Genomic DNA, 13054 nt, shown 5'->3' on the forward strand with positions numbered 1-13054 from the left:
TTACACATCTGCTGGCTACGAGCCCTGGAACCACCAGGCACTATTGTTGACCTGCCTAGAAACGGTAGGAACCACCCCTCTGCACGTCCCGGACTCCACTCTGCCAGTCCCTGGTGGTGGGAACCGCTCCGGCATGCCGCTCGAAGTTCTGTGGCCCAGGCCAACGCTCGGTCAGGTAGCGTTCTGCCGCCAATGCGTCCTTCCTGGAGTCAAAGTTCTTGATAATCTGCATCCGGCTGCCGTCCCCGTAGTCCCTGGCCGGGTAGCGACCAATCGGATTCTTGGAAATGCCCCACTTGTAGATCTCCCCAGTTACCGGGTTGTACCTGGCATACAACGACGTCTGGCCGTAGTCAGGCAGGCGGCCATCGACATAGGAGGACTTCGGTTTCTCGCCGTAGGGGTCGGTCAGCGTGGTCGGCTGATTGGCTGCGTAGGCGTAGAGGTTGATCCCGCCGTCGAAGCCGATCGGGTCCTCGCTGAGGAACCGCTGCAACACCGGGCTGTAGTAGCGGGCCCGGTTGTAGTACAGGCCGGTGCCGTCGTCCTCACGCCCGGCGTAGCGGTACGGGTTGCCACCGTCGTCACCTTCGCCGTAGGTCCGGCCGAACGGCTCGTAGGTGTACGAAGCGCCGGAGCCGGTACCGTCGACCAGCCCGAGCGTGCTGCCCAGCCCGTCGGTGAGGTAGCGCCGGGTGTCACCACCGGACTCGCGCAGCAGGAACCGGTCCACCCCCGCCGAGAGCGTGGTGGCGGTGACCGCGCCGTCCACCTTCTCCTGCACCGGGTTCACCCCGTCGTACAGGTAGTTGGTGGTGACCCCGTTGACCGTGCGGCCCTGCCTGCGGCCGTCGGCGGCGTAGGAGAAGCTGGCCTCCGTGCCCTGGCCGGTCAGCCCGGCCAGCCTGCCACGGGCGTCCCAGGTGTAGGTCGACGTCCCGTCCGAGATCAGGTTGCCGTCCGCGTCGTGGCTGACCGGGGTGGCACCGATCGTGCGGACCCGGTTCGCCTTGTCGTAGGTGGCGGGCCCGAACGGCTCCGGCAGCATCGCGCGGGAGTAGCTGCCGCCGGTGCGGACCGGCTGACCCGCCGGGTCATAGGCGTAGGACAGCTCACCCAGCACGGCGTCGCCGGAACGGTAGCTGATCGAGGTGACCTGGCCCGCGTCGTCGTAGGCGTAGCTCTGCGACACCCCCTCGCCGGGCGCGCCGACCCGGAGCGGGCGCCCCGCCGCGTCGCGGCTGACCGTGGTCACCGTGGTATCGCCCTGCCGCACCTGCGACAGCGCGCCGGTGGCGTCGTAGACGTGCCGGACCGGGTCCCGGCCGGGCACGGTCATGGTCCGGCCGCGCGCCGCGGTGTCGTACTCGTAGGTCACGCCACCGTGCGTGGTGGTCTCCGCGGTGACCCGGTCAAGGCCGTCGTACTCGGTGGTGGCCACCCCGGCCGCCGAGTCCTCGGTCCGGACGAGCCGGTTACCGAGGTCGTAGCCGAAGGTGGTGCTGCTCTCGGTGCCGAACCGGCTCTCGACCCTGCGATCCAGCTCGTCGTAGTCGTGCTCGGTGACCACACCCCGGCGGCTGGTGCGCTTGGTCAGGTTGCCGTTCGCGTCGTAGCTCGCCGTCTCGGACTTGCCGAGTGGGTCGGTGACCTTCTCCAGCCGGTCCATCAGGTCGTACCCGAAGACGGTCTGCCCGCCCCGCGGGCCGGTGACCTTGCTCCGGTTGCCGTTGGGGTCGTACGCGTAGGAGATGGTGCGCCCGAGCGGATCGGTCACCGAGGCGACCTCACTGGCCGCGGTGTAGCCGGTCTCGGTGACGGCCCTGCGTGGATCGGTACCCGTGACCGGCCTGCCCAGCACGTCGAAGCCGGTCTCGGTGACCCGGCCGAGTGGATCGGTGACCCGCACCGGGTCCGAACCCGCGTACTCGACGGTGGTGGACCCACCCGCGGGGTCCGTGGTCTTGGTGACCAGCCCCTTCGCGTTGGTCTCGTACGTGGTGGTCCGGTTCTCCGGATCCGTCACCGACTCGACCGCGCCCCGCCCGTCGAGGTCGTACACCGTATCCTTGCCGTAGCTGTCGGTGTACTTGGTCAGCTCGGCATGCGGGCCGTTGCGTTCCCACTTCTTCGTCCGCGCCTGCGGCGTCCCCACCAGCACGGTCGTTTCCCGGACGAAACCGTTCTCGTCGTAGGCGAGTGTGGTCCTGCGCCCCAGCGGATCGGTCACCGCCGTGCGGCGCACGCCGTTGTCCTCGTACTCGTAGCTGGTCGTCGCCGCGCGTTCGGTGCCGAAGGCCTTGGTGTCGGTGAGCACCGAACCGTGCTCGTTGAAGGTGAACCGGCGCACGTTGCCACGCGGGTCGGTGACCTTCGTCTCGACGATCGCGTCGCCCGACTCGACGTAGTCGAACGTGGTGACCTCGCCGTGCGCGTCGGTCTGCCGCTGCACCCTGCCCTTCTCGTCATACTCGTTGAGCAGGTAACGCGTTCCCCGCGGGTCGGTGATGCTCTCCAGCAGCCCCTCGTCGTTCCAGGTGTAGCGGGTCACTCCGCCGCGGACGTCGGTCACCGTCTTCAGGTGTCCGGTCGCCTCATAGGTGTAGCTGACCCGCCGCCCCAGGTTGTCCTCAATGGACTTGACCCGGGGCGGGTTCGCCTCGTCGTAGCTGAACCGCACCCACCGGCCGCTCGGCGAGGTGATCTGGGTGATCGGGCCGTTCGCCCTTACCTTGCCGTCCGTTCCCGGTGGCGCGGGTGCCCTGGTGATGGTGGTGGTGTTGCCGTACTTGTCCCGGATCTCCTGTAGCGGCGCCTCCTCGCCGAGGAACATCACGGTCCCGTCGCGAAGCTCGACCTCCCAGCCGCTGTCGACCCAGCGCACGGTGGAGCCGTGGAACTTCGTCGGGGTGGGGTCGGCCTCGAACACCGCACCCGCGTAGTCCTTCCCCGGCGAGGTCCGCTGGTAATGGATCCTGCTGCCATCCGACCGCACCAGGTCGAACTGCTGGAAATCGAAGTTGCCGATCTCGCCGGGCGACCAGGGGAACACGCCGTAGTCGAAGTTGGTCCCCACGCCGAACTCGCGCACATCGACGTCGCCCTGCTGGTAGGTGCGTTTGATCTCGATCGGCATGATGTCGTCGACGACCATGTCGACCGCCTCGTCCACCAGCAGGCCGGTGGCCGGGTCCACCGGGTCGCCGACCCGCGTCCCGTTCGGCTTCGGCGCGGACGGTGGCGGGTTCCGCCCCGGCACGGCGGTCATCGCGCCGGTCAGCCGGTAGAACTTGACGTCATCGTCCGGCACGATCTGGGTGCCGTCCGGCGACACCGTGCCGTGGCCGTAGACGTGCCAGCCCTTGCCGTCCGGGTCGTAGTTCCAGAACTGGGTTCGGGTTCCCGGCGCCTCCTTGGTGTAGTTCGGGTAGACGATGGTGGCGCCCTCGGGGAACAGGTAGCCCCCACCGGGTTGCACGGTGAAGTACACCGGCACCTTGGTCGGCGGCAGCGGGAACGGCGGCCGGTCGACCGGGATCGGGGTGAGGCTCAGCTCCCTTGCCACGTTGCCGTCCGAGTCGCGGACGACGGTGCCGGCGGGGAGCCGGACCTCGAGCCCCGGAATGTCCTTTGTGGTGAGTACCGTCTCCTTGGTTGTGGGGCTGGGGACCCGCACCGTCGCCGCGGTGTCGATCTCCGGAAGGAACACCGTGTACGGCAGCACCAGCACCTGGCCTGGCTCGATGTCCACGCCGATGTCGAAGGAGCCGAACGTCCGGCCCCCGGTGTTGCTCGCGGTGCGCCCGTCCACCCGCAGGGCCACGTGGTCACCGGGCAGGTCGGCCAGTGCGAACTTGCCCTCCGCGTCGGTGGTGACCCGGTTGTCGTCCACCCCGACGGTGACCCCGGCCAGCGGCCGGCCCGCGGTGGACTGCACCTTGCCCACCACGCCGGTGAACCCGGCAGGCACCTGCACCGGGCGGTCCCGGGTGGGTTTCGGGTCGTACCGGGTCTCCCAGTCGACGCCGTCCAGGTTCGCGGCGTCCGGCCGCCACCCACCGGCCGGGGTGCAGGAGGAGTCCCGCTGCTGCTCGAACTCCGGCTCCTGTGGCGGCGGTGCGGGTGCTGAGCCCTGTGGCGCCGCCGCGGGCTTGGCCCGTTCCGGTGCCCGTTCCGCCGCGGGGCAGTCCTGGGTGACCGGCTCCGCAGGGTCGATCCGCTGCTGCCCTGCCGCGGCCGCCGGGGTGTTCGTCCTGCTCAGTGCCACGGTCATCGAGCCGGTGACCGCGCCGTCCGGATCGAAGACCAGGGTGTGCGTCCCGGTCTGGGTCAGCTCAGGCAGCTTGAACCGGTCGAAGGACATCCACCAGTGGTCCGGGTCGATCGTCTCGTCCGGCGCGACCAGGCTGTAGTACGCGCCGAGGTTGTCCGGGAAGTTCCTGGTGATCTCGACCTGCAGCACCTCGCCCGCGGTGCCGTCGAAGGTCACCTTCCCGTTCTGCGCGATCCTGTCGATGGTGATCGTCTGTGCCGGACCACCGATCTCGACCTCGCCGCCGTCCGCCTCGCCGGACAGCGCCACCGACAGCGCACCCGCGGCGGGTCCGGCCGAACCGGTCTGCGGTTCGAGCAGGATCCGGTACTCCCCGGTATCCGGCAGCTCGAGGTCCAGCCCGTTGCCATCAGCCACGTGCAGCGACAGGTAGTAGCCGAGGTTCTCGCCGTCCGGTTTGACTATCTTCGGTTTCAGGAACGGGAAGTCCGTTGAGGAGAAGCCGAGGCTGAGGCGCTGCCCAGTCTGCGCCGTGAACGTCCCGGTCAGCCGCTGCCCCGGCACGGTCGCGGACGGGTTCAGCACGGGCCCGTCGATCGCGATGCTGCCGAGGTCCAGCGGCTCGGACGCCGCGATCCTCGCCGTCCCGGTGGTCGCGTACTCCGGGGCGAGGTGGATGCGGTATGTCCCGGTCTCCGGCAGGGCGTCGATGTCCAGGTCGCCGTCCCGGGAGCTGGCCACCAGCCTGCCGTTGGAGCCCCGGTAGACCTTCACGTTGAGCGCGCCCGGCAGGCTCTTGTCGTGGGTGACCAGCCGCAGCGGCCTGCCCTCGACGCCGTCGTAGTCGAACCACGCGGCCCGGCCGGGGCGGTCGATGGTGACCTCGGTCGTGGCGTTGATCGGCAGATCGCCCGCCTCGGTCTCGGTGGTGAGGTAGCCCTTCGCCGTGCCGACGGCTTCCCAGCCGCTCATGAACAGGTTGTGCTCGCCGTCCTTGCGGACCGGGATGTGCCGGATCTCCTGTGTTCCGGTGCGCAGCTCGACCTGGTTGCCGTCCGGCTCGACAAGGATTCCAGTGGGGTAGCCGGGCCTTCCGTTCTCCCGCAGGGTGTTCTCGGTGCTGGCGAACCGCAGCGGGGTTCCCGCCGACCCGGTGAACGGCATCCGCACGGACTGGCCGGGCCGGTTGATCCGCATCAGGACGCCAGGACCGTCCACCGCCAGCTCGCCGGCCTCGATCACCCTGGACAGCCAGACCTTCCCGAAGCCCAGCTGGCCGGGGCCGAAGGTCACGGACAGGGTGTGCGTGCCGGTCTGCTCGGGCAGGAACACCATGGTCGGCGTGTACTGGGTCAGCGAGTGTTCCCAGGTGAAGGTGCTGCCGTCCGGGTCGGTGACCGTGACGCTGAAGGTGTGCCCCGGCATGCTGAGGTCGGTCAGCCCGAGGCTCAGCCATTCGCCTGCCGTGGCGGTGAAGGGCATCTCGGTGGCCTGCTGGGCGGAGGCGACGGTGAACGGCACACCGGTGCCGTCCCTGGTGAGCTGGTCCCCGGTCAGCTCGTGCGAGGCCGTGACCCGCACCGAACCCGACTCCTCGTCGTTGGGCGCCAGCACGATCGAGTAGGTGCCGTCCGCACCGAAGACCGGCAGGTCCTGGCGCAACGTGCTGCCTGCCCACAGGTCCAGCGGGTCACCCATGGTCCGGCGGGCGAAGTCGCCGCCGTACGGGGTGAACATCCACATCGCCGAGCGCACCGGGACCGTGTTGTTCTCCAGGTCGAGGTGCACCTGCTCGCCCGCCTTGCCGTCGATCAGGAGCACCGCGGCCTTACCGGCCGGAATGTCCACATCGACCGGTTCGCCGAGCTCCAGCCTTCCGCCGTACACCAGCTCGTCGATCACGAAACCGCGCGGTGCCACCAGGAAGTCGGCCGAGCTGGTGGCCGAACCGCCCGCGGTGCGCACGGTGATCCGGCCGGAGGCCGCCGCGGCCGGTACCTCCACGGTCAGGCTGGCCGGGCCGGCCCGCTCGACCCTCGCCGCGGTCTGGTGGAACAGCACCACGTTGCGGGCAGGGTCGGGGTCGAAGCCGGTGCCGGTGATGGTGACGGTGTCGCCGGAGTTGCCGCGGTCGGCCGAGACCCCGGTGATGACCGGCTCGGCGATGGCCGGGGTGACCTCGAAGACCTCCCGGCTCTCCACTTCCTTGCCGCCCGCGCTGACCCGCACGGCACCCGCGCTGGTTCCCTCTGGCACGACCACGGTCAGCCGGTTGGGGGTGGCCGCGGTGACCTCGGCCGGGATCCCGTCGAAGGTCACCTCGTTACCCGAAGGCTCCGGCGCGAACCCGGTTCCGCTGATCTGGACGGTGCCGCCGACCGGTCCGCGCGTCGGCACCAGGGCGAAGATCGAGGCGGTGTCCGAGGTGTACCGCTCGGTCCGCACCAGGTTCCCCGCGGCGTCGTAGCGGTAGGCCGCGACCTCACCGGAGTCGTTGGTGACCCCGGCCAGCTGGCCTGCCGCGTCGTAGAAGTAGTCCCGTGGCCCGGCGGGCGCGCCGACCGCGAAGGTGTACCTGGCCGGTGCCGACAGCACCCCGGTCGAGGACACCTTGGCCCAGACGGTGAGGGTGCGCTGGCCGGACTGGACCGGGGTGAGGCTGACGGTCGCGGTGCCGGTGTCCGCGGGCACCTCGGTGGGTTCGGCGTCGGTGTCCAGCTGGTACCGGAAGGCGTCCGCCGCGACCTCGCCCTGGGTACGCAGGGTGAACTCACCGGCCGCACCGAGGCTGCCGTGCAGTTTCCCGTCCGCCGGGTAGTCGGTGGAGGACACCAGCGGCGTGGCCGGTGTCGGCGCGGCTCCCGCGACGAGGAAGGTGTAGCTCACCGGCACGGACGCGGTGCCCGCGCTGCCGAGCGCCCACACCACCAGCGTGTGCGTGCCACCCGTCGGCGGGGTGATCCGCACGGTGACGTCACCGGTGCCGGGTACGTCGGTCGTCGGGCCATCGTCCAGCTTCCACCGGTACCCGCTGATCGCCGTGGTCCCGTTCGGCCGGAAGGTGAAGGCGCCTTCCTGGCCCGCGTCGCCGTGCGGCTGCCCGTCGTCCGGGTAGTCCGTGGAGAACACGGTCGGCGCGTCGGGCGGCGGCAGGGAAGCCACCTCGAACAGGTAGGTGGTGGGCGCCGAGACCTCGGAGTCCCCGGTGAACGCCCACACGGTGAGCGTCTGCGCGCCGGCACGCGTCGGGGTGATCTGCACCAGCTTCTTGCCGGTCCCCTCCACATCGGTGGTCGGGCCGTCGTTCAGCTGCCAGCGGTAGCCCGCGATCGCCGTCGATCCGGTCGGCGCGAAGGTGAAGGTGCCCTCCTGACCTGGCGCACCGGAGGGTGCTCCGCCCGAGGGGTAGTCCAGCGAGAGCACCCTTGGCGCGCCGGGCCCGCCCGCCGGCGGGTCGGCCACCACGAAGGCGTAGCTCGTCTCGGTAGACACGGTGCCCTCGGCCCCGAGGGCCTGGACGGTCAGGGTGTGCCGCCCCGGGGTGGGCGGGGTGACCCGGACCTGGACCTCCCCGCTTCCGGGCACGTCCGATGCCCCGCCGTCATCCAGCCGCCACCGGTACCCGGTCACCGGGATCTCACCGGTGGGCGCGAAGGTGAAGGTGCCTTCCTGACCCGGCTCACCGTGCGGCTGCCCGTCGTCCGGGTAGTCGGTCGAGGACACCGCGGGTGGCTCGGGCGGCTGCGCCGGCGCGGCGACCACGAAGGTGTAGGTGGCCGGGTCGGAGCTGAGCCCGCCGGGACTGACCGCGCGCACGGTCAACGTCCGCTGCCCCACCTCGGTGGGCGTCAGGGTGACCGAGACCTCGCCGGTGGCGGCCACCTCGGTCGGGGAGGCGTCGGTGTCCAGCTGGTACACGTACTTGCCGACCGGCGCCCCGCTACCGGGTGCGATGGTGAACTCGCCCGGCCTTCCCGGCCCGCCATGCGGCTGGCCGTCCGCGGGGTAGTCCACCGAGGACACCAGCGGCGGTGCGGGCGCGACCGGAGGCGGGGTGCCCTCCCCAGCGGGGAACAAGCTCGGCCGGGGCAACTCGGTGCCCACGGCGAAGCGCTCGTGCCAGGTCGCCGCCGCTACGAACCGACTGCCATCCGAGGTGGCGACCTTGACCTTCGCGTCGGAGCCGCGGGTGAAGGCGACGATATCGGCCTTGCCGTCCCCGCTGAAGTCACCGATCCCCGGCAGTTGGGTGCCCGGCGCGAAGTCGCCGTGCCACTGCCGAGCCGAACCGAGGGAGTCCCCGTTCGAGGTGGCGACCGTCACCTGCCCGGCGTCGAAGTAGACGACGTCGTCGGAGTTGTCCCCGTCCACATCACCGAGACCGGCCTTGGTGGCGTCCGGGGCGAGATTGTCGTGCCACTTCCACCCGTTCTGCACGAACGTGCTGCCGTCGGACAGCGACACGAAGACGTCGGCGGCCGCTCCCCCGGTGAAGGCGGCGATATCGTCCTTGCCGTCCCCGTTCAGGTCGCCGACGGCTGGCATCTCGGTGCCGAAGGCGAAGGAATCGTGCCACTTCTGGGTGGCGGGGCTGAATCGGGTGCCGTCGGAAAGCGCCACGTAGACGTCGCCGCCGTCGCCACGGGTGAAGGTGGCGATATCGTCTTTGCCGTCCCCGTTGAAGTCGCCGACCTGCGGTATCTCCGCACCCGCCGCGAAGTGGTCGTGCCAGGCCGCCCCGGTCGAGGTGAAGGCCGTTCCGTCCGAAAGCGCCACGTACACCTTGGGATCGGCGCCCCGGTAGAAGGTTGCGACATCCGTCTTACCGTCGCCGTCGAAGTCGCCGGACAGCGGGATCTCGTCCCCCGCGGCGAACTGGTCGTGCCATTTCCAGCCGTCCTGCACGAAACGGCCGCCATCGGAAAGGGACACGTACACCCGGGGGTCGGCGCCGCGGAGGAAGGTGACGATGTCGTCGCGGCCGTCGCCGTCGAAGTCGTTGCGCGGCCTGCGGTGCTCGGATTCCTCGGCGACGACGAAGGTGTAGGTGGTCGCGGTGGAGGAAACGCCGGTGTCGTCAACCGCGCGTACCGTCAGTGTCCTGGTGCCGGAGGCCGTGGGGGTGAGTCGGACCGAGACCTCCCCGGTGGCCGGTACCTCGGTGGGGGAAGCGTCGGAGTCGAGCTGGTACACGAACTTGCCGACCGGCTTCCCGTCGCCGGGGCGGAAGGTGAAGTCACCCTCCTGGCCCGGCCGGCCGTGTGGTTGGCCATCGTCCGGATAGTCCGATGAGGACACCACGGGTGCGGCGGGCGGAGCGGGCGGGGTGCCGATGTAGGAGACTCCCAGGCGTGGCCGCAGCATCGGCTCGCCTGCCTCATCGGAATGGAACAGCACGCGCTGCTGCGCGCCGCCCTCGTCGCGCAGCTTGACCTGGAAGCCGTGGTTGCTGGCCGGGTTGTCCACCCAGCCCTGCACCATGCCCGCGTCTTCCCAGATGTGCCATGTCGACCGGTCGGTGATGCCGGAGACGAAGTCGGCCCGTGGCGCGATGTCACCGCCCGGCGTGCTCCACGCCGTCCCCTCGGACGCGCGGTTCCAGGTGGCCTGGGTCTCCACGAACGGCCTGGTCAGCACGTGACCGTCCAGGGTGGCACCAGCGCCGTTGGAGTAGAAGCCCCAGATCGAGAGGTCGGCGTCCACGATCTGGGTGCCCCGTGGGATCTCGGTGACGCCGTCGAACTTTACCAGCGCCCTGGTCCGGCCGTAGGTTCCGCTGTTGTTACCGACGGAAAGCCATGGCTGACCGCCAATCGAATCCAGGTTCGTGGTCGGTCGGTTCGAGGACAGGGTGGTGTCACTGCCGCCACGGAAGACCTGCCGCACCTGGCCCGCCTTCGGCGTGCGGGTCATCTGCGTGGCGCCGGGAATGACCCGCCCGTCCCTGGTCTTGACCGCGACCATGTAGTAGTAGGCGTTCCAGCCGAGATCCGGCGCGTCCTCCGGAGTCGGCTGCGCGGTGGTGTCGACGAACCTTCGCGCCCCCGGCCCGACCGAGGTGACCAGTGTTGCCGCCGAAGGGTTGTAGACCTGGGACACCGAGCGGTGGATCTGGTACTCGACGATATCGTCGTCCGGGTTACCGGAGTCCGGATCGGTGTATGGCGACCAGGTCAGTTCGGCACCGGTGGCGTAGGTCTTGGTGATGTCGTCCAGCACCGCGCCGGGCTGGCCGTAGGTCAGCACCAGGTTGGGAAAGCTGCCGGTGTCCCCGTTGTAGTCGAACTCCGCGCCGTGGTAGATCGCGCCGCCGCGGCTCAGTGCCTCGTTGGTCTCCTTGACCATCAGCCCGTGATTGGCCACCGAGCCGGAAACCCAGGACTGGGCGATGTTGCGGACGTCCCACTCGTTCCAGACACCGGCGACGCCTGCCCGCTTCACCGCCGTGCTCAATCCGGCCTCGGCGAAGTGCGTGCTGGCGTTGTTCCAGGTGACCGTGCCCGAGGACCAGGCCCTGGTCACCCTGCGCGTTTCCATGGTGTTGTTGTTCGCACCGGTGTGCAGCTCGCTGTCGTAGTAGAGCCGGAGTTTCGCCGAGTCCAGCTGGGTTCCCGCCGGCACCACCGACATGTCGAACTTCACCAGGCTGCGCGCGGCACCGAAGGGGTCGGTCCCGACCGAGAGCTCGTATCGTGAACCGTCGTTACGGTCCGGGGTGTCCGACCAGATCTGGGCGTCCTGCCCCGAGTCCGAGGTCGGCTCGATCCGGATCGTCGGGTCGATCACCACCGGATACTGCCGCTGCGGAGCGGCGAGCCACTGCCGGTCGGCGTGCACCACGATGGTGGTTTCCGAGCCGTTCCGCTCCACGGTCTGGGAAACCTTGTCACTCCACACCTTTCCGTGTGGCGACTTCGGGTCATCCCGGGAGTCGTTCATGAACGGCGGCGGCATCACGTAAAGCGGAGGCCCCTCCGGGTTCGCGGTCCGGAAGAACCCGATGGAGCCGTCCGGAAGGGAACGTGCGCGTACCCCTTTGGTGCGCAGCGTGAAGCGGTAGGTCGGCTCCCGCGGTGGCCGATCGAGGATAATCCGCTCTTTCAGCGCGCTCGGCGTGACCTGGTAGTTCAGGTCGGCACCGGCAAAGGTTTCCGGATAGGTGACGGAGTTACGCTCGACCTCCGGCCGGATCGCCCGCTGCGGGCCCGCGAGCCCGAGCTCGACCAGGGTGCCGTCCAGTTCGAACCGCGCCAGCCGGTCCGTGCTGTCCCCGAACGAGCTGGCGAATGCGTTGGTGTCATTGGCGAACCGGTAGCCGTCCTGGCCGCTCTCGCGCACGGTGGTGTCGATCGGCTGCCAGCCGCCTTCGCCGTCCCGGTAGTGCCGGGGCCGGGCGGATACCTCCGCCTCGACCTGGCCGTTGGACAGTTCGAACAGGCGCATCGCGGCCGTGCGCCGGTCGGTGAGCTCACGCACCCGTGTGGGTGGCCCTTCGGCTTGCTGCTCCTGGGTTTCGGTAGTCGAGTCACCGTCGAACGGCACCGAAGCCGGCAGTGCGCCGAAAACCAGTGCGAGCAGGAAGGTGATGGCCAACAGACGTGACGGCAGGCCGGACCGGCGCGACGAACCCACGGAACCCCCTGGAAGTAAGTCGGCAGTCTCTCCCGAAACTGCCAGCTACCCATCGAACTTAACCGGAATCCAACATCGGGGGATAGCGCCGAATGGCCGATCGATCTTCAACCATGAGACCGCCGGCAACAGCAGGGCACGCTGCTCCGGACTACCTACCGGGCCTCGGTCGCACCCTTGAGACAGTCGAGTACCGCCTGCTGGGATCGCTCGTCCCTGGTGAGCCACTCGAGGCTCTGGTCGTCTCGCTCTCCCGCCACGAACGCGGCCAGGTCCTCCGCGGCGGCATGGCCCATCAGCCAGTCGGCGATGCATCCCACGGTCGCCTCCGGCGCGTCCGCGAACCCGCCCATACTCTTGATCTTGGCGACGACCTCGGTCCGTTCCGGCTCGTCACTCCCGCAGGCACCCAATGTCAACGCCAGCCCGACGGCCAGCGCACCGATGATCCGTCGCGTCCCGCGCCTCATGGCGGGCAACTCTACGGCAGCGCGGGGCACCGGCGCGGCGGTTACAGTCGGAGCATGGCAGCGATAGTGCAGAATGTGGTGACCTCCGGCTTCTTCCAGCTCGACGGCGGTAGCTGGGAGGTGGACAACAACGTGTGGCTGCTCGGTGACGACCACGAGGTGCTGGTGATCGACGCCGCGCATGACGCGCAGGCCATCCTGACGGCCGTGGACGGCCGGGCGGTGCGCGCCATCGTGTGCACCCATGCGCACAACGACCACGTCAACGCGGCACCGGAACTGGCGCGGCTGACCAACGCACCGATCCTGCTGCATCCGGACGACCTGGAGCTGTGGGACCTCACCCACCCGCAGCGCTCCCCGGACGCGCCGCTTTCCGACGGCCAGGTGCTGACCATCGCCGGCACCGAGTTGACCGTGCTGCACACCCCGGGGCACGCGCCGGGCGCGGTATGCCTCTACGCCGCGCGGCTGGACGCCGTGTTCACAGGAGACACGCTGTTCCACGGCGGCCCCGGCGCCACCGGACGGTCCTATTCGGACTACCCGACCATCCTGGAGTCCATCCGGGACAGGTTGTTCGCGCTGCCCGACGGCACGGTCGTGCACACCGGGCACGGCGAGCGAACCAGCATCGCCGCGGAGCGGGAGAACTCCGCGGAATGGGCCGCGCCCTGAA

The 13054-nt window shown here is 69.6% G+C and carries 3 protein-coding genes; 1 reads left to right on the forward strand and 2 read right to left on the reverse strand.

The window, feature by feature from the left end; all coding sequences use genetic code 11:
• Window positions 1–55: 55 nt before the first annotated feature.
• A complete protein-coding gene (locus FB471_RS11710) occupies window positions 56–11866 on the reverse strand; it encodes a DNRLRE domain-containing protein (RefSeq protein WP_141997751.1) in 11811 nt (3936 codons plus the stop codon).
• Between the two features lie 194 nt (window positions 11867–12060).
• Window positions 12061–12375 carry a hypothetical protein gene (locus FB471_RS11715; RefSeq protein WP_141997753.1) on the reverse strand — a complete coding sequence of 105 codons (315 nt, stop codon included), beginning with the start codon at window positions 12373–12375 and terminating at the stop codon, window positions 12061–12063.
• 54 nt (window positions 12376–12429) lie between these two features.
• Between FB471_RS11715 and FB471_RS11720 the strand changes: the two genes are divergently transcribed.
• Window positions 12430–13053, forward strand: a complete 624-nt coding sequence (locus FB471_RS11720; protein WP_141997755.1) for an MBL fold metallo-hydrolase — start codon at window positions 12430–12432, stop codon at window positions 13051–13053.
• Window position 13054: the final 1 nt, after the last annotated feature.

It is taken from the genome of Amycolatopsis cihanbeyliensis (assembly GCF_006715045.1).
Classification (GTDB): Bacteria; Actinomycetota; Actinomycetes; order Mycobacteriales; family Pseudonocardiaceae; genus Amycolatopsis; species Amycolatopsis cihanbeyliensis.

What these genes read in the sequence shown, in the direction of transcription:
- FB471_RS11715 (WP_141997753.1), bottom strand. Translation starts at nt 12,375, where the DNA reads ATGAGGCGCGGGACGCGACGGATCATCGGTGCGCTGGCCGTCGGGCTG.
- FB471_RS11720 (WP_141997755.1), top strand. Translation starts at nt 12,430, where the DNA reads ATGGCAGCGATAGTGCAGAATGTGGTGACCTCCGGCTTCTTCCAGCTC.